This is a genomic window from Paenibacillus sp. FSL H8-0317, assembly GCF_045040685.1.
In the GTDB taxonomy this organism is placed as follows: Bacteria; Bacillota; Bacilli; order Paenibacillales; family Paenibacillaceae; genus Paenibacillus.
Genome location: NZ_CP150294.1, coordinates 7,024,809 through 7,047,201 on the forward strand (window position 1 = coordinate 7,024,809; position 22,393 = coordinate 7,047,201).

Annotated in this window: 21 protein-coding genes; 11 read left to right on the forward strand and 10 right to left on the reverse strand. The window is 47.9% G+C overall.

The annotated features are described in order from the left end of the window. Nucleotides 1–21: 21 nt before the first annotated feature. A complete protein-coding gene (locus MHB43_RS31255) occupies nt 22–198 on the reverse strand; it encodes an aspartyl-phosphate phosphatase Spo0E family protein (protein WP_017691636.1) in 177 nt (58 codons plus the stop codon). Between the two features lie 436 nt (nt 199–634). Here MHB43_RS31255 and MHB43_RS31260 point away from each other — a divergent pair, with 436 nt between their 5' ends. After that, nucleotides 635–1,258, forward strand: coding sequence for an acetate uptake transporter (locus MHB43_RS31260; RefSeq protein ID WP_091012490.1), 624 nt, complete (start codon nt 635–637; stop codon nt 1,256–1,258). A 211-nt stretch (nt 1,259–1,469) separates the two neighbouring features. Next, a complete protein-coding gene (locus MHB43_RS31265) occupies nt 1,470–1,982 on the forward strand; it encodes an acyl-CoA thioesterase (protein WP_339185475.1) in 513 nt (170 codons plus the stop codon). 41 nt (nt 1,983–2,023) lie between these two features. Here MHB43_RS31265 and MHB43_RS31270 read toward each other — a convergent pair whose 3' ends face one another. Continuing rightward, on the reverse strand, nt 2,024–3,100 hold the full coding sequence (locus MHB43_RS31270) for an anthranilate phosphoribosyltransferase (RefSeq protein WP_339180528.1): 1,077 nt from the start codon (nt 3,098–3,100) through the stop codon (nt 2,024–2,026). 18 nt (nt 3,101–3,118) lie between these two features. Further along, a complete protein-coding gene (locus tag MHB43_RS31275) occupies nt 3,119–3,712 on the reverse strand; it encodes an ANTAR domain-containing protein (protein ID WP_339180530.1) in 594 nt (197 codons plus the stop codon). A gap of 590 nt (nt 3,713–4,302) precedes the next feature. Here MHB43_RS31275 and nirB point away from each other — a divergent pair. The 4 genes from nirB to cobA are packed head-to-tail and all read left to right on the forward strand — an operon-like array spanning nt 4,303 to nt 8,764. Next, a complete protein-coding gene (nirB, locus tag MHB43_RS31280; RefSeq protein WP_339306180.1) occupies nt 4,303–6,744 on the forward strand; it encodes a nitrite reductase large subunit NirB in 2,442 nt (813 codons plus the stop codon). Between the two features lie 16 nt (nt 6,745–6,760). Beyond that, entirely contained in the window at nt 6,761–7,078 is a 318-nt protein-coding gene (gene nirD / locus MHB43_RS31285; RefSeq protein ID WP_221819961.1) for a nitrite reductase small subunit NirD, read from the forward strand. 37 nt (nt 7,079–7,115) lie between these two features. Further along, the gene (locus MHB43_RS31290) at nt 7,116–7,997 is read left to right on the forward strand and encodes a formate/nitrite transporter family protein (protein ID WP_405131032.1); all 882 of its coding nucleotides are present in this window, start codon (nt 7,116–7,118) and stop codon (nt 7,995–7,997) included. Next, complete coding sequence (gene cobA / locus MHB43_RS31295) at nt 7,994–8,764, forward strand: uroporphyrinogen-III C-methyltransferase (RefSeq protein ID WP_221819963.1); 771 nt, start codon at nt 7,994–7,996, stop codon at nt 8,762–8,764. The genes MHB43_RS31290 and cobA overlap by 4 nt, the downstream gene beginning before the upstream one ends. 6 nt (nt 8,765–8,770) lie before the next feature. On the opposite strand, the gene MHB43_RS31300 is transcribed toward cobA, so the two are convergent. Next, nucleotides 8,771–9,409 carry a TetR/AcrR family transcriptional regulator gene (locus MHB43_RS31300; RefSeq protein WP_221819964.1) on the reverse strand — a complete coding sequence of 213 codons (639 nt, stop codon included), beginning with the start codon at nt 9,407–9,409 and terminating at the stop codon, nt 8,771–8,773. A 194-nt stretch (nt 9,410–9,603) separates the two neighbouring features. Here MHB43_RS31300 and MHB43_RS31305 point away from each other — a divergent pair, with 194 nt between their 5' ends. Then, entirely contained in the window at nt 9,604–10,371 is a 768-nt protein-coding gene (locus tag MHB43_RS31305; RefSeq protein ID WP_145324813.1) for an SDR family NAD(P)-dependent oxidoreductase, read from the forward strand. Between the two features lie 460 nt (nt 10,372–10,831). Here the strand turns inward: MHB43_RS31305 and MHB43_RS31310 are convergent, their stop codons facing one another. The 3 genes from MHB43_RS31310 to MHB43_RS31320 form a co-directional block, all read right to left on the reverse strand. Beyond that, nucleotides 10,832–11,086 carry a hypothetical protein gene (locus tag MHB43_RS31310; RefSeq protein ID WP_124116914.1) on the reverse strand — a complete coding sequence of 85 codons (255 nt, stop codon included), beginning with the start codon at nt 11,084–11,086 and terminating at the stop codon, nt 10,832–10,834. A 201-nt stretch (nt 11,087–11,287) separates the two neighbouring features. Continuing rightward, nucleotides 11,288–12,637 carry a sensor histidine kinase gene (locus tag MHB43_RS31315; protein WP_405131033.1) on the reverse strand — a complete coding sequence of 450 codons (1,350 nt, stop codon included), beginning with the start codon at nt 12,635–12,637 and terminating at the stop codon, nt 11,288–11,290. Continuing rightward, a complete protein-coding gene (locus tag MHB43_RS31320) occupies nt 12,637–13,314 on the reverse strand; it encodes a response regulator transcription factor (RefSeq protein ID WP_405132488.1) in 678 nt (225 codons plus the stop codon). Before MHB43_RS31320 ends, MHB43_RS31315 begins: the two co-directional genes overlap by 1 nt. A gap of 253 nt (nt 13,315–13,567) precedes the next feature. Between MHB43_RS31320 and MHB43_RS31325 the strand changes: the two genes are divergently transcribed. Genes MHB43_RS31325 through MHB43_RS31335 form a run of 3 tightly spaced genes read left to right on the forward strand, consistent with a single transcriptional unit; the run spans nt 13,568 to nt 17,393 of the window. Beyond that, nucleotides 13,568–14,386, forward strand: coding sequence for a polyphosphate polymerase domain-containing protein (locus tag MHB43_RS31325; protein WP_100528190.1), 819 nt, complete (start codon nt 13,568–13,570; stop codon nt 14,384–14,386). Next, the gene (locus tag MHB43_RS31330) at nt 14,379–15,059 is read left to right on the forward strand and encodes a DUF4956 domain-containing protein (RefSeq protein ID WP_036612177.1); all 681 of its coding nucleotides are present in this window, start codon (nt 14,379–14,381) and stop codon (nt 15,057–15,059) included. The genes MHB43_RS31325 and MHB43_RS31330 overlap by 8 nt, the downstream gene beginning before the upstream one ends. 27 nt (nt 15,060–15,086) lie before the next feature. Further along, the gene (locus MHB43_RS31335; RefSeq protein ID WP_405131034.1) at nt 15,087–17,393 is read left to right on the forward strand and encodes a carbohydrate-binding domain-containing protein; all 2,307 of its coding nucleotides are present in this window, start codon (nt 15,087–15,089) and stop codon (nt 17,391–17,393) included. Between the two features lie 229 nt (nt 17,394–17,622). Here the strand turns inward: MHB43_RS31335 and MHB43_RS31340 are convergent, their stop codons facing one another. Continuing rightward, complete coding sequence (locus tag MHB43_RS31340) at nt 17,623–18,201, reverse strand: class I SAM-dependent methyltransferase (RefSeq protein WP_405131035.1); 579 nt, start codon at nt 18,199–18,201, stop codon at nt 17,623–17,625. Between the two features lie 26 nt (nt 18,202–18,227). Beyond that, nucleotides 18,228–18,899 (reverse strand): FHA domain-containing protein, encoded by a 672-nt coding sequence (locus tag MHB43_RS31345; RefSeq protein ID WP_047840896.1) that lies wholly within the window; start codon nt 18,897–18,899, stop codon nt 18,228–18,230. A 233-nt stretch (nt 18,900–19,132) separates the two neighbouring features. On the opposite strand from MHB43_RS31345, the gene MHB43_RS31350 reads away from it, so the two are divergent. Then, nucleotides 19,133–19,288 (forward strand): hypothetical protein, encoded by a 156-nt coding sequence (locus MHB43_RS31350; protein ID WP_405131036.1) that lies wholly within the window; start codon nt 19,133–19,135, stop codon nt 19,286–19,288. 406 nt (nt 19,289–19,694) lie between these two features. Here the strand turns inward: MHB43_RS31350 and MHB43_RS31355 are convergent, their stop codons facing one another. After that, on the reverse strand, nt 19,695–22,283 hold the full coding sequence (locus tag MHB43_RS31355; protein WP_405131037.1) for a DUF2339 domain-containing protein: 2,589 nt from the start codon (nt 22,281–22,283) through the stop codon (nt 19,695–19,697). Between the last annotated feature and the right edge of the window lie 110 nt (nt 22,284–22,393).

Below are 22,393 nucleotides of genomic sequence, written 5' to 3' on the forward strand. Positions count from 1 at the left end.
AAAATCAAAATCGCTTTGGGTTCAGGCCCGTGAATGGTTTCGGCTAATTCGGTTATACTCATTAATCAATTCGTCCAATGCCATAGACTGCCGAATCACATCGGGATGCCCAAGACCACCCTTGTTATGCTCTACCAGCATATGAAGGTTATGTCTGGCCTTCTCTATTTTATTTTTCAAATCCAAACTCATAACCATGACCCCTGATACCTCCTTATTCTGTGAACCATTTTAGTTTTTCCTGTCAATCTATAGTTGGATTAACATATGGCATAGGAGACAAGGATGTTTTGTATTCTTCTCCAAATTTTGATAAAGATTATTTTATCACACAAGAGCTGATCCGAAAATGGCTGATATGACGCAATTTTAGTGGTATTATCGTGGGTTGGATTCTAGCGTCTGGCCTCATCGTTCACCGCCAGAACGGATTGTGTCGTAAATGTGTATATTGAAAAAACAGAAAGTACATTGGTTCAAAAGGTAATAAAATCCCTTTCCATAATAGGGTCATTCAGGTACAATAGGGCGATGTGTGTGTCCGGACCCGGCGGATACAAATGATGTAATTTAGAGGACGGCCAACGACGGCCATTGATCCTGATTTGATATTATTGGAGGCTTAATCATCAACATGCAGACCGATTCACAGACTAAAGTCAAAATTGTTAACGCCGATCCCAGCGCAATGGGATTATTTGGGTTGGCTATCGTAACCCTGGTCGCTTCTTCCCAAAAGCTTGGCATTACGGATGGACTTAGCTACGCTATTCCTTGGGCGATCTTCCTGGGTGCCTTTGCCCAGCTATTCGCATGTATTCAAGATTCCAAACGCAACAATACCTTTGGCACAACGGCTTTTGGCGCGTACGCATTCTTCTGGTTTGCCATGGCGGCCAACTGGATGATCAAAATGGGTGTATTTGGCTCCACGCTTGCTGAACAGGCCGATGGCAAACAGCTCGGATTTGCTTTTGCCGGATACCTCGTATTCACCCTGTTCATGACAATCGGTGCGATTGAAGCGAATAAAGTATTGCTTATCATCTTCATTCTGATCGACTTCCTGTTCCTTGGCTTGACCTTTGACGCTTTCGGCGTAGCTCCTCACATTTTCCACACCATTGCAGCATACGCTGAAATGGCGATCGGAATTGTGTCCCTGTATGGTACAGGTGCTTCGGTACTGAACGCTCACTTCGGTTATGCGTTCTTGCCGATCGGCAAACCGTCCGGCATTTTCAAGCCTAAGGCTTAATATACAGCAGTTAACCGCCAGCGCGCCGGTCCGCGCCTGGCGGTTTTTTTGCAGTCTGACTTCATTTGAATATGTATCTAACCGACACCTATACTAGGGAATAATAGATTATAAAAAGACCCTGCAGCACCTGAAAAGAAATGTCACAGTAGCAATACTGTCAGGAGGAAAAAGCATGAGAGAGATACCGAAACCCACGGAGATGGATCAGGTGGAGAAAAAATATGTACGCGAAACACGTTGTTTCAAGACGGCACGGGTGTTCCCAACCGATGTCAACAATCATAATACGCTATTCGGCGGCAAGCTGATGTCCTACATCGATGATATTGCATCTATCGCCGCTTCCAAGCTATGCCGGGTCAATACCGTAACGGCCTCAACTGACTCGGTAGATTTCCTGTACCCGATTAACCCATCGGATTCGGTTACGCTTGAATCGTTCGCGTCCTGGACAGGACGCAGTTCCATGGAGATTTTTGTGAAAGTGATTCGAGAGGATCTGAAAACCGGAGAGAAGAAAATTGCAGCAACTGCATTTCTGACCTTTGTGGCCTTGGACGAAAATAATCGCAAACTGATCGTGCCTCGCATTATTCCGGAGACGGAAGAAGAAAAGAAATTATACGAGACCGCCCCGGATCGGGCGGCCATGCGGAAACAACGGCGGCAAGAGAGCAAGAAATTCGCTGACTTCCTGACCGTTACTTATCCTTGGGAATAAAAACAAGCTAAACAATAACAAGATTGAATACCAGCATTACATTATCTGGACGATGCCGGATAGATGGACACCGCTCTGTTATCCGGCAGTTCGCCACCCATGGAGACACACCACTGCTGATAGATGCGATACGCTGCACCACTCTCCAGCAATCCCTGACAAGTGTATATGCCCTCTTCGATGGAATTGACACGCCCCGCCACGTACAAGCGAAAACCTCCATTTAACAAGACCTGATTCACAAAAGCAATATGACCCTCACCGCTTAACACACTTTCCGCCACTTCAAGTTGCTTTGCAGCCGTCCAGACGAGCTCCGGCACGGGCATATCCAGTTCATAGGCTGCTGGATCAACCAATTCCAGCTTCATATCACTGTCTTCCACGGCGTATACGCGGGTTGGGCGATCAATATACAGATCTTCAGAACCTTCCATCCCCTGTACAACATAAGCACGAAGATAGTTAAACCGGGTGAGCAACTTCGCAATCCGATCCAGAAAGGTATTATGAAACACACCAAACACCAAATACGGTGAATGGTTATAATCAATCAGTTTCTCTGCTGTGTTAAACACCGTTCGAAAACCCAGCTCTTCCCGTAACGGACGAAGCTTGCGAAGAGGTTCGCACCAATCCTCGGAGGACACGTACATGACACCCGAACGCAATGCAGCGCTCCGGGCATCTTCCCGATCCATCTTGTGTGTATCAATACCCACTTCCTTCAACAGTACCGACAACGTGACGCCCCACTTGGGCGGTAAAGGATCACTTCCGTGCAAAGTCACCGGCAACCCGGCCGCCGCGAGTACAAACGCAACCGGAAACGTGGCCATGAACGACTTTGTCCGTCCATCATAAGGACCCGCACAGTCCAATCCATCCTGAAATGTGGTGAAACGTTCCGCACTGTTACGACAAGCATGAACAAAAGCTTCCAGCTCCTCGACGTTTTCCATTTTCATACGTTCAGCCATAAGAAACGCAGCCGTCTGGGCAGGGGAAACCTCCTGTTTCAGGATTTTCTCTGCAACGGTCAGTGCTTCTGTATAATTCAGATCACGCGAGCCTCGTTTCCCACGTCCGACCTCTCGGAGTATCTGAGACATATCCATGGAGAATCCTCCTTCCAATTAAGACTGGAGCAGTTGATGGGCCTTCACAATTGCTGTAGCTACATCGACCATCCGTTTGCGTTCATCCATCGCTTTTTTGCGTAACAGGTCATAGGCTTCGGCCTCCGAGATCTGCTTCAGATCACTGAGGATAGCCTTCGCCATATCAATCCACTTCCGATCTTCCAGCCTGGATTGCAATTGCTTCCGTTCCTGCTCCCACTGTTTGCGTTCCATGTAACGTCGGGCTGCAAAGTGAAGAGTCCAGTGAATCTCGGGCCCGGTCATGGATGGCGTAAGTATTCCATCAAATGAGGTTTCGACCTCGCAGGACTCTGCGGAGGAAGAGGCTGTGTCTGGCGCGCACCACCAAAGCAGTGGTGAATCCGACTTACCCTTTCCCAGGCAGTTCCCCCAGTATTCCACATCAGTCAGGGATAGGTGTAAAATGGATGCTTCCGCCTCACGAGCTAGCTTCAGCACCTCCGTTTCACTGCCTGCCACTTGTACATGGTACCCGTTTGCTCCCAGCAGCCTCTCCGGTGTCAGAGGGATTGCATCGGATGAGGCAGCTATCGTTGGTTGTACACGGATGACCAATAAAGATCGCATGATGGATCAATCCCTCCCTATTACGTATAGTCAGAGTCCATAACATTTAAGGCGTTAATACATGAAAGCAATAAATGTGTCATGTTACCTGACAAAAACCAAATAGTCACGATTATACGTTCTGAATTCAACATGTTGATAAGCACTTCATGCCTCGCCATCCTGCACTAAAAAAGGGTGAAACAGTGACCATGGCACCTTTTCTACAGTTTTATTCATAACCGGTATACTAATTTTATCTAAATCCTTCATTCTTATGAAGGTATGTCTGTAAAACGTCGTCGTCCCATTGATATTCCAATAAACTCATGTAAACATAATTAACTTTAAATTTCAAATACTTTTTTATGTTAACTATCTTGACATGGTTAGATCGATCTTTTATAGTTAAGCCATAACAACTCCATATTTGAATCGATCACAGTTACAACGGCGTAGCTGGTTGAAACGGCAATGAAGCCTGTTTTGCAATCTCGGAGCAAGGGATGCGTATGTATATGCGCAGTCCTCCGAGGCATAACAGGCTTTTTCGATTTTAGAGACAAGGTTTTGAGGCAGTTTGCAGAATGGACCTAAGGGGGCTAATCATAATGAGTACAACGAAAAAACTGGTGCTGGTCGGTAATGGCATGGCGGGAATCCGCACAATTGAACATATCCTTAAGCTTGCTCCGCATGCTTATGAAATTACAGTCTTCGGCGCAGAGCCGCATCCCAACTACAACCGTATCATGCTATCTTCTGTACTGGCAGGCGGAACAACGATCGAAGATATCGTAATCAACGAGTGGAGCTGGTACGAAGATAACGGCATTCGGGTATACCCCGGTGACCCAGTCGTTCAGATCAATGCCGAGCGCAAAGAAGTTGTATCTCAAAATGGTGTACGCGCAGCCTACGATGAGCTGATTATGGCAACCGGTTCACAGGCGTTCATCCTCCCGCTTCCCGGCGCTAACAAGGAAGGCGTGATCGGATTCCGAGATATTAAAGACTGCGAGACCATGATGGCAGCATCACAAAAGTATCGTAAAGCTGCCGTCATTGGAGGCGGATTGCTTGGACTGGAAGCAGCGCGGGGACTGCTTAATCTGGGCATGGACGTCACGGTCATCCATATTAACGGTCATCTGATGGACCGGAACCTGGATTTGCCGGCAGGCCTGATGCTCCAGCGTGAGCTTGAAGATCAGGGCATGAAGTTCCTTTTGAACAAACATACCGAAGAAATCACAGGCAAACATCGAGTGAAAGCCATTCGTTTCACCGATCAATCGGTGCTTGAAGCGGATCTGGTTGTCATGGCTGTCGGGATTCGTCCGCAGATTGAACTGGCTCGCAATACCGGCCTCGATGTGAATCGCGGAGTCATTGTAGATGATTATATGCATACCAGCATCCCTGGCATCTCTGCCGTTGGCGAATGTGCAGAACATCGCGGTATTGCCTACGGACTGGTAGCTCCATTATATGAACAAGGTATGGTGCTCGCAAAACGCCTGGCTGGCGCGGCAACCGAAGGATACGAAGGTTCAGTCACTTCTACCAAGCTGAAAGTATCAGGTGTTGACGTATTCTCTGCCGGACAATTCAAAGACGCTGCAGACACTCGCAGCATTCGTATTCAGGATGACGTCGATGGTGTGTACAAAAAGATGGTGATCAAAGAAGGACAGCTGATCGGAGCTGTATTGTTCGGGGATACCACAGATGGCGCTTCTCTATTTTCCCTCATTAAGAGTGGTGAGAACATCAGTGGTCGGGAGAAAGAAATTTTGCTCGGTGTACCTTCCGGTAGTTCGGCCTCGGGCCCATCTGTCGCAGAACGCATGGCGAGTATGCCGGATGACGAGATCGTCTGTGGTTGTAACGGTGTTACCAAAGCTTCCATCGGGGACGCGGTTCTGAATAAAGGCTGTAATACACTGGGTGCAATCAAGTCCTGTACCAAAGCTTCCGCTTCTTGCGGTGGCTGCAAACCTATTATCGAAAATCTGCTCACGTATTATGCCGGTGATAATGTAGGCGAACAGACCAAAGAAGGCATCTGTGGCTGTACATCCTATGATCGGGATGAGATTGTTGCTCAGATCAAGGAGATGGGACTCAAAAGCGTCAAGGAAGTTATGAACGTTCTCGGTTGGAATGAACCGGAAGGTTGCTCCAAGTGCCGTCCTTCCCTCAACTATTATCTCGGGATGATCTGGCCGGCTGAATACACGGATGAGCGTGTATCCAAATTCACCAATGAACGTTATCACGCCAACATCCAGAAGGACGGTACCTACTCCGTTATTCCACGGATCTATGGTGGTGTCACTTCCCCGGCGGAATTGATCAAGATTGCAACTGTCGCAGAGAAATACGATGTGCCTTTGGTGAAATTCACGGGTGGACAACGACTCGATCTGCTCGGTGTACAGAAGGAGAACCTGCCGAAGATCTGGGAGGAACTCGATATGCCTTCCGGTTTTGGTTATGGCAAAGCGCTGCGTACGGTGAAGACTTGTGTAGGTAATACGTTCTGCCGATTCGGCACACAGGATTCCATTGAGATGGGTATTCGTCTGGAGAAAAAACTCGACAAGATGGTGGCTCCAGCCAAAGTAAAACTCGCTGTCTCTGGATGTCCGCGGAACTGTGCTGAAGCGACCATCAAAGATCTGGGTGTTGTCGCCATTGATGGCGCTTGGGAGATTCACGTTGGTGGTAACGCGGGAGTTAAGGTTCGTGCAGCCGAGTTGCTCTGTACGGTGAAGACCGATGCGGAAGTGGAAGAGTGGACTTACTCTTACCTGCAGTACTATAGAGAGAACGCAAAATGGAATGAGAGAACAGCGGCATGGATTGAACGGGTTGGTCTGGATCATGTGAAGGAAGCATTGGCGGATCAGGATGTACGTCTCGCTCTGGTTGAACGTCTGGAAGTTACACTGGGTCACACGGTTGATCCTTGGAAGGAAATCATTGAAGATGAGAAATTGCGTAAAAACTTCACCCCACTGTCCGGTGCCGAGCCGGTAACCCACTAGAAGAGGAGGAACAGCGATGAACAAATTCCGGATTGGACACCTTGCGGATATTGATGAAAAGGGAGCACGGACATTCCTGATACAGGACACCGAAATTGCCGTCTTCAAACTGAGCGACGGAAGTCTGCACGCCGTCGAGAATCGCTGCCCTCACAAGGGCGGCAAGCTGTCGGAAGGCATGGTGTGCGGGACAACCGTTCATTGTCCTTTGCATGATTGGAAGATTGATCTGCGTAACGGTAAGGTACATGAGCCGGATGAAGGCTGCTTGAATACCTACAAAACAGAAGTGGATAGCAACAGCGGAGAAATTTACATCACGATTGCGGGCTAAATGCTAGAGATACCCTGACATCAAGGAGGCGTGCGCTATGGATTTTGTTAAACCTGCAGAAGTGCTGCAATCGATGGTCGAAGCTGGTGAGAGCAAGGCCAGAATGAATCGGGTACAGATGCTGATCCGCGGTTTTCTCGCGGGGGCTATCCTTGCCTTTGCAACGACACTGGCATATACCGCTGTATCTCAAACTTCCGTTGGTTTGGCAGGTGCACTGATATTCCCGGCTGGATTCGCCATTATTATTCTGCTGGGTCTTGAATTGGTGACAGGAAACTTTGCGGTGCTTCCACTCGCAGTGATGAAACGTAAAATTACATGGATGGATATGCTCCGAAATTATTTTTTGGTGATCACAGGACATCTGCTCGGATGTGCATTCTATGCTCTGTTATACGGCTTGACCATTACGAAGATGGGTACGGATATGAGCAACCCTCTAATTCAAACGCTGATCCAGACCAGTGAAGCCAAGACACTGGGGTATCAGCACTTGGGTGGAGCTGGCATTGTTCTGGTCACCATCAAAGCCATTCTATGTAACTGGATGGTTACACTCGGGGCAGTGATGGCAATGACGTCCACTTCTACACTGGGTAAAATCGTAGCGATGTGGCTGCCCATTACGATATTTTTCGCTCAGGGATTTGAGCATGCTGTGGTAAATATGTTCGTCATTCCGGCAGGTATGATGCTTGGTGCACAGGTCAGTCTCGCTGACTGGTGGCTGTGGAATCAGATCCCGGTATTGGTGGGTAACCTCATTGGCGGAGTTGTATTTACAGGCCTCGGTTTATATGCTGCACACCACTGGGGAAATCCGGTGAAGATATCGACCAGACTGGCGACCATTCAGGGTGGTCGTTCAGGATTGGCAAGTTCCGATGCTGGACCGAAACTGGGGACACGATCATGAGTCGGGGCCTGGTTAGTATTATTGGCGCTGGTCCTGGAGATCCGGATCTGATTACGGTAAAAGCCCTGAAACGTATTCAGTCTGCAGATGTCATTATGTATGATCGGCTAGTGAATGATCAATTGCTCGCTGTGGCTCGTGAAGGAGCACTCCGCATCTACTGCGGCAAGGCGCCAGGCCTTCATTCCATGAGTCAGGAGATGATTGGACGGATGCTGGCTGCACATGCGGCGGAAGGCAAACAAGTTGTAAGACTCAAGGGTGGCGATCCGTTTATCTTTGGCCGTGGTGGTGAAGAAGCGCTTGTGCTGGCGGAAGCAGGGATTGCATTTGAGATCATTCCTGGCATCACTTCGGCTGTAGGTACATCCGCTTCATCCCTTATTCCGTTAACCCATCGCGGGGTTGCTTCATCCTTCGCATGTGTCACGGGAACCGGCAGTGATGGAAGTGTATCTTCGGTCCGCTGGGACCTGCTGGCCCATAGTGTAGATACGTTGGTCATCTACATGGGTATTAGCCAACTGCCCCAGATCCAACATGAATTGCTTCACCATGGCAAAAGCGGACACACCCCTGCGGCTTTAATCGAACGGGGAACCACTTCGGAGGAACGCATCATTACCGGCACACTTGCCGAACTCCACTCCCTCGCCAAGTCGCATAAAGTGATTAATCCGGCATTAATTATGATCGGCGAGTCCGTCCTGATCCGCGAACAGCTGCTTCAGATGCAACAGGCGGCGAACGCATCCATGACCGGATAATCTGACTTAATCCAACAGCATACGCTCATGAATAGTCCGACCCTTCTGCCCTGGTTCAATCAGCAGACGGGTCGGTTTGATGTTAATCAGCGCCGTAAGCTGCTCTCCCATATAATGCGCAGAATATTTGAATCCAATCTCTGCCCAATGCATGATCACGCCTACCGTAGCAGATACCAGATAACTTAACATGATGTCGTAATTAATCGTCCACTCACTATCCTCGGTCACCAATACAAAATCTTCGGTTAGATACGTTCTAAACATATTGCACAGCCGGGAACCCATATCCGAATGCATCGTTATTAATGCACGAAAGATATCCTGATGGGCTTCAATATATTCGAATACAGGCATCGTGGATGGCAGCAATGCAGTCATGTCCACTTCTTTGAGCTGTGCGTATGGTTCTGCATAAGCTCGCCCCACTCCCTGCATGAAATCATCCAGTATGAACTGCAACAACTCCGGTTTGCCGGGAAAATGTAAATAGAAGGTTCCTCGGTTGTAATCCGCCCGCTCCGTAATATCCCGAATGGTTAAAGCGTCTGCTCCCTTCTCCACTATCAAAGAAACCGCCGCAGCGATGATCGCATCCTGCGTTCTTCGTGCTCTCCGGTCCTGAGGATGTTCAATGATCAACATTCTCGCCTCCTTTGTTCATTATTGTAATATAAATGAACACCGCTTACATCTCTGTCCGATAGCTGACATATGCGCTGTCAATGATTATTGTCACACGGCTATGTATATCTTAACATTGAGACAGGAAAGATAGACGACAGGTTGAAAATTTTTTTGAGAAATACCTGCCAATAATGAATAAGGAGCGGATAATCATGAGCACATCTTATACACATACAGCCGTTATTACAGGAGCAGCCGGAGGCATTGGTAAAGAATTGGCACGCCGCCTTGCTGAGCGCAAAATCAACTTGGTTCTGGTCGACCTGAATGAAGAAGCCATCCAGCAGACAATTACTGATCTGAACCTCGACAAAGAGCACGTCATCGCCGTAAAAGCGAACGTATCCCAAGAAGCAGACGTGAAAAACTATGTGCAAAAAGCATTGGATGCTTTTGGCCGAATCGATTATTTTGCCAACAATGCTGGGATCGAAGGTCCAACAGGGCTGATCGAAGACCTGAGTGTTGAAGCACTGGATATGGTCTATAACGTCAACATTCGTGGGGTATTCCTGGGTCTGCAAAATGTCATTCCAGTGATGAAAAAACAAAAATCCGGTGCGATTCTTAATACCTCTTCCCTCGCGGGTCTGATGGGTGCACCTGCTGTGTCTCCATATATTATGTCCAAACATGCCGTAGTTGGTCTCACGCGTACCGCTGCGAATGAACTCGCACCTTATAATATTCGGGTTAACGCTGTATTGCCAGGCACAATCAACACACGTATGATGCGCCAGATCGAAGCTAATTCCGGTAACGTGGAAGATTATCAATCGGCAACCGTGTCCAGCATTCCAATGGGCCGTTATGGCGAACCGGAAGAAGTCGCTGCAGTAATGAACTTCCTGTTGTCCGAAGAAGCATCTTATGTAACAGCTTCCCTCTACACTGTAGATGGCGGCATGATGGGTCAATAAGAAGCTGCAAACGGTAGGATTGATAGGGATTGGGTCGATAGAACTTCAAGTCCATCCTTAGAAAAGTTATACCGACAGGTATTCCCGAAGGAACGCTTGGTCGCTACAATCTAAAAAAGGCCTCAACACCACAGTATTGTGGAGTTGAGGTCTTTTTGACAGTACAACACTTGCCATGCATAAGGTTGCATCTGTGAAAATGTCTTTTGAAACAGCCAGTTAACGCCTCGTTGCACCAAGTGATCACTCTAACAAACCTAGGACACCTTATATCGGCTAAAAGCGCTTATTTCCCGAACTAACGAATCTCAGACACGCTAATCCCACAGTAATACTGCCATTGCACCGAAAAGTCCTAAAATCCCGAGAATAACGCTTCTCAGATTCGTTAAAATCTCGACCGAGCGAGAAATACCCGAATAAGGCGTGTCAGGTTCGTTAGATTTTGTCTATGCCGAACTTAATCTACGTACCCTGCGTGACCCTTGTCCATCAAGTAGTCCATCTCAGCATCCAGGATGCTTTCCACGGTCAACTCATCCAGCTTCACATCTTTACGACTAAGGATATAGTCAGCCAGATCATCGCCGTCAATATCCACATCGTTGCCTTTGGCATTTTCGTGCGCCTTGTTGATGTACGCTTGCTCATGCTTCAGCACAAGGGCGATATTCGCCTGGCTTGCCTTCGTTTTATCTGCAATATATTGCATCATTTCTTGTTCATTAATTGCGTTTGCTTCTGCCACGTTCAGTCATCTCCTTGATTCATACATACTGTTGCCATTGTAGCATAGGTTAACCCATTACAGGCAGAACTTATGCCTGAAGAACAAATTATAGAGAGGGAACGAAGGATTAGTGTGGAGCCGAAACGTAGGTAGCATTTTTTCATACGCTGGCTCATCACACCTCCCTTACGACAACCGCACGTAAAATGTAGCACCCTCTCCGACCACACTTCGAGCGTACAGCTCTCCTTTGTGCTGATCCACAATAGAACGAGCAATCGCCAGACCCAGACCATGCCCCCCATGTTTGCGTGCTCTTGACGAATCGGTGCGATAGAATCGATCGAAGATCCGTTCCAGATGTTCCGGCGCAATGCCTTCCCCAGTGTTGGACACGGTCAGCACGACATCATTATTCTGTTTCTGGAGGGTGACGTTTACGGCGCCTTTTGGACCGGAATACTTCACAGCATTATCGAGCAAGATCAGAATGACCTGTTTGATCTGCTCACTGTTCCCATGTACCGTAAGATTCGGCTCAATGTTGTAATCGAGGGAGATGTTTTTCTCAAAAATAACGGCCTCCATCGGCAAAATAATACTCTCTACCGCATTACTCATATTAAACTTCGCATGAATCATCGTGGAGCGGGAGTCATCCATCTGTGTCAGATAGAGCAGATCATTCGTAAGTCCGGTCATGCGCTCGGTTTCCGACTTGATATAGTGCAGCCACTTCGCCTGGTTCGCTATGGTATCCTCCTGATTCGCGAGCAGTACGTCGGCATTGGTATTGATGATCGCCAGAGGTGTCTTCAGCTCATGAGAAGCATCACCGATGAATTGTTTTTGCTTCTCAAACGCTTCCCTAACCGGTGCAATGGAGCGATTCGCAAAATAACGACTCAGGAAGTAGATCACAATCAGCATGACCAGTCCGACAACAGCAAATGTATAGATCAGATTCGTAAGAATACCTTGTTGTGCCGTCACATCAATGAAGACAATCATATGCCCATCACCGCTCGGATCAACCACATAGGCCCAGTCCGTTCCATCCAGCGCAAATTGTCCAGTCTGCCGTCCCGAATCACCAACTTTATCTTGGTCAACCTTTTGCAACGCCGCGGTGTAGAACGTATCTTCCATATCAAAGCGGGAATGCGTATCCGTAATCTTCCACTGGTCATCCGTCTTGATCATGAACGAAACGGAACGTGCCGGAGGTGAGTTGGGATCACCTCCCGGGCCTCCATTATCACCACCCATGGCATCGGAGGGAAACGAATCTGAACCGGAACTTGAACCTGAGCCTGTACTACCCCCTGAACCGGAACCCTGTCCTTCCCCGCGCGGCATCTTGGATGAACTATAAGGACTGTGATAGAAATCGGACACCTTGTACAGCTCCATATTTGTCTCACGTTGCACATTCTGATACGTAATCGTATAGATCGTCGCAAATGCCACCAGCATCATAATAGATATGGACACCAGATTCACGATCAGGAATCGATTTCGGAGTTTCTTGAACATCAGGACGTCACCTCAAGCACATACCCCACACCCCGAATCGTGTTAATGCGGACGGTAGAGTTCAAGAAGGTTAATTTTTTGCGTAAAAAAGAGATATATACTTCCACATTGTTATACTCCACTTCCGAGTCAAATCCCCATAACTTCTCAATAATCTGCTCTTTGGAGGTAATCGCCTGTTTGCGGGCAATCAACAGCTCCAGCAGTTCATTCTCCTTCAGATTCAACTTGATCTCCTTACCCTGTACGCTCAGCTTCAACTGGGTTGTATTCAGCTCAATGTCGCCAAACTTCAGCCCATCCTCGGGAACCACTTCACCCTTCCGCCGTAAAGCTGCACGAATCCGGGCCAGCAGTTCCTCTGTGGCAAAAGGCTTGGCGATATAATCATCGGCACCATAATCGAGCCCTGTGACTTTGTCTGATAATTCACCCTTGGCAGTAAGCAGAATGACAGGCGTATGAATGCCTTCACTGCGAAGTTTCTTCAGGACGGTGATCCCGTCCATCTCCGGCATCATGATGTCGAGTAGTAACAGGTCGTATATACCGCTCTGCGCATAATCGAGTCCTGACCTGCCGTCGTGGACCATGTCCACGGAGTAGTTGTTTTTTTTCAAAATCTGCGATACAGCCTCTGCCAAATGAACCTCATCTTCCGCAATTAATATTCTCATCATCTATTCATTCCTCTGCTTGAATTATTCGTCTTCATGAACCCTTTATGATATCGCCTATTCTATCAATCAAACCTTGAATCAATCTTAATTCATTTTGTGCATGCGCACTATTATAGGAAGGTAAAAAAATGTTAACGCAATGTAAAACCATTTAAGATTCATTCAAGGTTGGGGCTCTAAGATACAGACATGGAAGCAATACACGATGCAACAAAACATACAACCCACCGACGAAAGGACTGAGTCCCACATGGCTATTGAAGTATTCAACCGATATGAGAGCAAGTATCTTCTGACGGATGAGCAGTACGCACATTTCTACAATGACCTGCTGAAATACATGGAGCTGGATGCTTACAACAAGAAACATGAGTACTACTCCATCAGCAACCTGTACTTCGACACTCCACAAGATTCACTGATTCGCGCCAGTCTCTCCAAACCAAAATACAAGGAGAAGCTGAGACTGCGGGCTTATGGAATCCCTGAAGAGAACGCCAAAGTGTATCTGGAGATCAAAAAGAAAGTATTTGGCCTGGTGAACAAACGCAGAACAGCCTTGAAGCTGGATGAAGCTTACGAATTCGTCCGTTCGGGACAGGCGCCGGAGCTGGCGGATTACATGAATAAACAGGTTGTCGAAGAGATCAAATATTTCCTTCGGGTATACGATCTGGAACCGAAAGTATATCTGGCGTATGAGCGCAAAGCGCTCTTCGACAAGAACAGCCGCGATCTCCGCATTACCTTTGATACCAACATTCGCAGCCGCAGATACGATCTGAAGCTGGAACAGGGAGATTACGGTGAACCGCTGGTGAAGGACGGTCGATGGCTGATGGAAGTAAAAGCCGAGAAAACCGTTCCGATGTGGTTGTCACAACTGCTGTCAGAACATGGACTTTACCGTACCGGATTCTCCAAATACGGCAACGAGTACAGACATCTGGCGAGAACAACCAACCTGAATTACCAGACAGAGCGCATTCTTGTACCAGGTACCGATTTCAACCCATCCATAGAACAAGATAAAACGATTATAGAAAGAGAGCGTGTCCTATATGCTTGATTCACTGTTCAGTTCAGCCCTAACCGATACCAACCTAACGTTTAACAACGCAGTCATCACCATTGGTCTTGCCATCATTCTGGGATTGGTCATCAGCCTTACCTACATGAAGACTAACCAAAGCACATATTCCCAGAGCTTCACCTTAACGATGGTTGTCCTGCCCGTCATTGTCGCCATCATCATCCTGCTCATCGGCAGCAACATCGCACGAGCTTTCAGCTTGGCAGGTGCCTTCTCGATCATCCGATTCCGAAGTGCCCCTGGTGATCCAAAAGACATTGCTTACGTATTGTTCACGATGGCTTCCGGTCTTGCCTGCGGTGTAGGCGCTTTTGGATACGCGGTGCTGTTCACCATTATTCTGTGTGTACTGATGTTTGTCCTGAGTCGCTTCAACTTCGGCGGCAAGAAAAGTCAGCTGAAAACGCTGAAAGTCACCATTCCCGAAAACTTGAGCTATGAAGAAGCACTTAATGAAGTGTTCCATACATTCAATGTACCTTTTGATCTGAAAAAAATCAGAACCACTGAACTCGGCAGTCTGTATGAGCTGGTCTACAGTGTAACCATTCACGAAAGTGTTAGCCAAAAGGAATTCCTCGATGCGATCCGCACACGGAACGGCAACCTGGATATCTCGTTAACCATGAGTCCAACAACGGAATATTAATTTTTAATTCGAAGGGAACGATCTAATATGAAGAAAAACATGATAACAGGCAGCAAACTTTGGTCCATCGCCATGATTACCAGTCTACTCGCAGCATGCAGTTCACCAGCAACGACAAGCACAACCGCCAATGCCGCAACGTCTACGACAGGAACAACCAAAACGGTATCCGTCAGCGAACAAACTTCAGTAAAATACGCGGATCTGGTCTCTCTGGATGCTGACGATACCAATATTAGCTGGAGTGAAGCAGATTCCACAGCGATTAAACTGAATGGCACAACTGCAACGGTGACCGGTTCGGGTGCCAAAGCAGCGAATGGTTCGGTAACCATCTCCGAAGCAGGTACTTATGTACTTAGCGGTGAGCTAACGGATGGCCAGATCGTGGTCAATGTTGCCGATAAGGGCACTGTACATCTCGTATTAAACGGAGCAACCATTCATGATAACGACAGTGCAGCGATCTACATTCAGAAGGCTGGTAAAGCGGTGATTACTCTCGAAAAGGGAACCAAGAATAACATTTCCGATGGTAAAACGTATGTGTACGCCGATGCTACGACAGATGAGCCGGATGCTGCGATCTTCAGTAAAGCGGATCTTACGTTCAACGGTGCAGGTCAATTGACCGTCACAGGTAACTATAATGAAGGTATTACGAGCAAGGATGATCTGAAAGTCATTAGCGGGACCATCAGTGTCATAGCAGCCGATGACGGCATCAAAGGTAAAGATATGGTCGCCATCCAAGCGGGTACGATTACCATTCAAGCCGAAGGCGACGGTATTAAATCAACCAATGACACGGATACCACCAAAGGCTTCGTTGCCATCGCAGGAGGTACCTTCGATATTCAGAGTGGCAATGACGGTATTCAAGCCGAAACTGCACTCGTTACGGATGGCGGCACGTACACCATTGTAACTGCCGGTGGTAGCGCCAATGCACCAGCCAAAGTAGAAGAAGGTCCATTTGGCGGCGGTGGCGGTGGATGGGGTGGCGGCACACCACCAACGGATATGGGCACACCACCAGATGGCGAACCACCTGCGGATATGCCCGAGATGCCTAATAACAGCGGTACAAATGCAGGTGCTAATACGAATGACGCAGCAGCATCCAACTCTGCCAATGTAACAGCAACAACGGATAACAATGCCGATGCGGACACAGCAACAACAGCAACCGAGTCCACAAGTGCCAAAGCACTCAAAGCAGGTACAGATCTTACGGTTAATGGCGGTACGTATACCATTGATTCCATGGATGATTCCCTGCACAGCAACAATAACGTGACCGTCAACGACGGAACATTCAACATTGAATCCGGTGATGACGGCATCCATGCCGATCAGGCCCTGACGATTAACGGCGGAACCATCATGATTGCGAAGAGCTATGAAGGACTTGAAGGTGCAATCATCACCCTGAACGATGGGGATGTAGATGTAACGGCATCCGATGATGGCGTAAATGCTGCAGGTGGCGAGACGGAAACAGCTGCGAATACAGCGGCAAGTACAGATAACGCTACTACAGCAACCGATGCAACAACGACATCCAACATCTCTGTAACCGAAACGACAGGCACAACATCGACTACCGATCAGGTATCCCAAGGTACAACTGCTAATCAGCAAGGACGTGGACCGGGCGGTATGGGCGGTGCGGCAGCGAGCAATAACGAGTTCCACATTAACGGCGGTACACTCACGGTGAACGCAGGTGGTGACGGACTGGATTCCAATGGTTCCATTAACATGACTGGTGGAACGGTTATTGTGAACGGACCGACGGATAGCGGCAACGGAGCATTGGATTATGACGGTACATTTGAAATCAGCGGTGGATACCTCGTGGCTGCTGGCAGCTCTGGTATGGCACAAGGAACATCCGATGCGTCTACGCAAAATACCATTGTGATGACATTCCCTGCAACGCAAAAAGCTGGAACACTTGTACATGTACAAGATAGCGAAGGCAATAATATTCTGACATTCGCTCCGGCAAAAGATTATCAAACCGTGGTTGTCAGCTCACCGGATCTTGCAAAAGATGGTTCATACGTGGTCTACTCCGGTGGCACATCTACAGGTAAAGCCGTGGACGGACTCTATACAGACGGTACGTATAGTGGTGGAACTCAAGTGGTTGCCTTCCAATCGACAAGCAATGTAACTTGGGTCAATGAATCTGGTGTAACTACAGCCAATTCAGGTATGGGTGGTCCAGGAGGAGGCCGTGGTCAAGGCGGCTTCGGAGGCGGCAGAAATCGGACGCAATCCGGTACAACCTCAGAGAGTACAGGCACTACCGACTCTGAAAAATAATACGTGCGGTAAACAATAATCAAGCAATCTCTTGCCCCAACTCAAAGGCGAGACAAAAAGGCCCCGAATCACTTCATAGTGAGTTCGGGGCCTTTTTCGTATCCTCATTCTTACGTGGTATCTGCATTACTATGATATGGAGCGCACTCTTTCATCCATTAACGTTATGGCAGAAGGTTTACAGCACTCCAGCTGAGTAAACCTGGTGATCACTTTCCTGTTCTTTTCTTTAAAAGGAATACACGTATACCTTGGTACGCAGGGCATCCCGGCATGTAATAGTACGTAGCGGTTCTTTTCCTGGCAGCGCAAAACAGACACTAATCACCTTGGCACCCGGCGGAAGCTCTCGACTGAACTTGTCCATAAGCCGGGTCATGGCTCCCGGGAACAGATAACAAATTACACAATCTGCATGTTCATAGGAACTGGTGTAGATGTCTCCGCGCATGAAGCGCAGCCTTCCCTTGAGAGAGAGCTTGTTTCCCTTGGCTCGACGTAAGCAAACACTGAGATAGGCAATTATTTGGGAAGACCATAAGGGAATTCTCGAATTCTCAATCCCGGTCAGCCTTTTGCCTGGGCAATGCCTTACAACATCCAATCCCAGTGTGCCCCATCCAGAGCCTGCTTCGAGCACATCCCCGTAACCTGGAATGCGGTTCACCTCTTGAATGACCACCTGTCTGACGTGGCCGGATGTGGGCATCGGGGAAATCCCGTTTTTCCAACTGACAAGTACGATGGATATGACACATATCAATGTCACCACGGCAATAAGCCATGGAATCAGGTAAATGATGAACATGAACTCATCCCTTTGTTATCACTCATTCATTCCGGCACATGAGACTTCATATATACACCTTTTTTATATACAGACTTGATGGTAAAGTGTACACCCAGCTTGCGATTCGTCCGATAGATCAGCGAGTTAATCTCGTCGATCCCTACCGCTTCACTCTCCAGCATGCTCCGCTCCGGCCACACCTGAGCCACAATTTGTTCCCTTGTCACAAAGTGGTCCAGTTGACTATACAGCAACTTGAACAGCTGATACTCCTTCTTGGACAGCGGAATCTCCACTTCGCCGATCTGTACGGTTTGCAGGTGATCCAGTAAACGTACGCCCTCACCCAGCAAGTCCGACACCCGATATTCCCTCGTCTCTCCAAGATCACCTTCCGTGCGAAGCTGGATCAGGCCGTTGACCAACGTCAGGCTATCGCCCTCGCTAAACGGATATTTCTCATAGGGAACGAGGCGCTGCCCGTTCAGTTCGGTTCCATTTTTGCTATCCAGATCTTCGATCCATAACTGTTGCTGTACATCATAATGAATGCGGCAATGCCGCTTCGATATCATCTGATTATAAACAGACAAGTCCAATTCACTACCGCCTGTGTAACGTCCCACCGTAATGGAGCGACCTTGGCTTACATAAGCGAATGAGCCGTCACTTTCCTGTCCTGGCGTACGAATGACGATTTTTGCCGTCTCCCGCATGTTATTCTCCCACCTTCAATGATCACTCACTCGATCTCTATAAACATTTCATAACAATAATGATAAATTCATCAGATTTGTTCCATTGTTTGCACCGCTATAGTTCAATATAGTGGTATACAGGAACGATTTATGTTCGGTTCTACTCACTCTACTATACCAGACGTTGTGCTTTTTTTCTCATGACGGCCGGATGTCTACTTTAGCTCATTCAACAAGAGAGGTACCTTCCTATGAACAAAAAAAATATTTTCATATACGTGTTGCTCGCCTTTGCCCTGTCCATGACATTAACCGTGCTCTCCCGTATGAATGATGATGGCGGAGAATCACTGAAAGGCACATCAGCTTCCGAAACCTCATGGTTACAAATGAAGGTCCAACCCTAAGTCTACTCTATTATAACGTGATCTCTGCGCAAAACGTTTCACGAATGTCATATTAGGCTAAGCCATAGACTCATATCAATAAGGCCCCAGATTGCTGGTAACAGCAACCCGGAGCCTCATTTTAATCCAGAAAATCTATATTACACGAAAGATCATCTATCCGTTGATCAACAGAGATAACGACTTATTTCACAGAGCGAAGTGAAGTGGACAGCGGACATTCCCACCATCCGCACTCACGTCATTGCCGCTTCTTTCTCACGCCGAATTTCCTCCACGCATACACGATAAGAGCTACAGGGCCACCAAGCCATAACAGTTGCCAAAGCATGATTTTCAGGTCAAATCCCACTTCGAATCCCTCCCCATATAATCGCAAATGCTACTTCTATCGTTCGTATCCAAGTTAGTCTTGGTCTTCCTCAGGCACATTCGGCTCGTCGTCAGGCTTCGCTACCACTCTGGACTGTACTTCCTCCATCCGGCTGGACACCTTCTGATACAGGTAAGAGATCCCAAGCAGTAGTACGCCAAAGCTAAAATAGGCAAAGATTTTGCTGCCCGAGGTGAGCATCCCCACATCATAGAACACCATCTTCCCCGTAGCGAACAACGTTAGTCCTAGGCCCAGACGCCGAATCATGACATATTTTCTACGGAATCCATAGGCAATATAGAGAATCGCCAGCAGCAGATAGATCAGGCTGAACATCAGCCCCACATCGCCCCATTGGAACTGAATCGTCAGGAAGACGGTGATGACACCCAGCAGATACACCCCTGCGATAACCGGGTACCATTCAATGCTCTTGAACTGCCCGCGGATGCCTGCAATCAGCAGATCCCTTCCTGCAAAGAATACCCCTACGTTAAAGATAATTAGCACCAGCAAACCAATAATCTCCGCCGCCGTATGCTGCTGAACTTCCGGCTGAAGCGCTGGCATGGTTAAGGTTACGGCCAGTGCAATACAGCAGCCAATAGCATGCAAGAAGGTGGTATACACCTGCACGTATCGATCACGCAGCAGCTTCACCTTGTTCAGTCCATAGGCCAATGCAATGGTGAGCGCTGCGAACATGAGCAACTTGTAGAACATGTATAACAGGAACGTCCCATCGACAGCTCTGGTATACAATTCATTCGACTCATACAGCACGTATAACCACAGATTCGCAAGTGTTACATACTTGAACCCGTTCAGGAAACCCAGCTCCAGCGCGCTGTAATTGAATCTCTCCCTGGAAGATGAGTTGCCGTGGACTGCCCAGGCATAATAAAGTGTAATAAGTAAGGTTCCCAGCGTGATGCTGGAGTATTTTAACATAAAGTAAGAACGTTCCCCGATGAAGAATAGCGCCAGCAGATCATAGTACACAAAAGTGATTAGACATAGAAGCACAATGCCCCATCCAGCACGTTCCACCGATTTGAGCCGTTTTAGATGTCCTAGCGTGACCAGCAGAACGCCTTCAATTAACCAACCCATCGATAACCACTTGGCCCCGAATTGGAACGGAATAATTAGAATGGCAAAGGTCAGGGAAGTGACATAAAAGAGCAGAATCGTCTGTTTCTCCTGAACCATATGGCGCTGGACGAATCGTGCGAGGCCCAGATACACCACGCAGAAGATCAACGCCAGTAAACCCTGAGCATCATTCCAACCCGCCACATCAAATAATACGTATAACATCAGACAACTAATGCTCGTATTCATGGCGAGTAGAGCGAAATCCCACCAGGTTAACTTCATCCGGTGTTTGAACGGATATGCCAGCGTAATGCCTAGATATAATGCAAACGTCACAATGGAATACAACATGCCAATCTTCTCACTTGGCGACAGCCATAATAGGATGAGCATGGATGGTGTGTTGAACAGGAAACTGATATAGTGCACCACTGGCCACCGTTTGCCAAACGAAATGAACACAATAATGCCGTTTAAGAGCAGCAGATAGATCATGGCTACATAGACAGCCGGACCTTCGAGTCCGAACGAGAACATGTAGGAGAATAGCGGAAGATATCCACCCACCAAACCTAGTGAACAGATGGTCTTCGACTGGTATCTCAAGGACAATAATACGGAGATTGCCGATACCAATACAGACAGGGCAAGTCCCGTATATAACCCGATAATATGCAGTAAAAAGTAACTATAGAAGACGGAGCCGAACAACACGGATATCCCACCGCCGAGCAGCCCCATCGCAAACGTCTGCCTTTTGCGGCGGAACAGCCACTCTCCTCCGGCGAGCATCAGTGCACCGAGCAGGAAAAAGGCTCCGCTCTTCATCTCGTCATTAAACCAGGTCGAGTACGAATATTGGAACGCTGCTCCAACACCCAAAATAAGAAGCAGGATGGCTACTTTGTTGATCCAGCTGAGTCCGATTTTCATCTCCATGCGATTCTGCTTGATTCGCCGCTGAATAGTCTCCTCGCTCAATCCTTCCTCCGCCATCTGCTCATACCCACGACCCATGTGCCCACGTAGAGCCTCTTCTCTCTCCCGTACGGCCTGTCTGTGCATTTCAATCCGCTCATTCACCTCTGCCGCAAGGTAAGCAATCCTCTCCTTCACTTCGTGAGAATCTTCTTGCAACTCCTGTGCGGCCTGATTGTACAGCACGTTTAGATTGGATTTCGTTCGATGTTCATGGAATGCAACTCGATCATTATGTACCGCTGTTTTCCCTTGAAAATAGGTCTCCATCTTCTCCCGCGATACCCGGATCAGATTCAGCTTCTCATCCAGCATCTGTTCAGATAACGCCATACGAAGACGTGCATTCTCTTCTTCCATCTTGCGCGAGCGAAGTTCAAGCTGGTGCAGCTTGAGCTTATGGGCTTCATACTGTTCCTGTAACTGTTCATTCTGAACGATCAGGTCATCGGACTGGTATTCCTGGAGCAAGGCGTGATACTCCTTCGCCAGTTGTTTCTGCTGCTCCTGAACCTGCCCAAGCCGTTCCTTAAACTCCTTCATGAGCTTCCTCCGTTGGTTGATGTTTAATCTTTTCCCTATATTTTACTATATGTATGCCATAAAAAGAGGTTTAAACATTAGATATATCTGTGCAATATTTCATCCGCAGG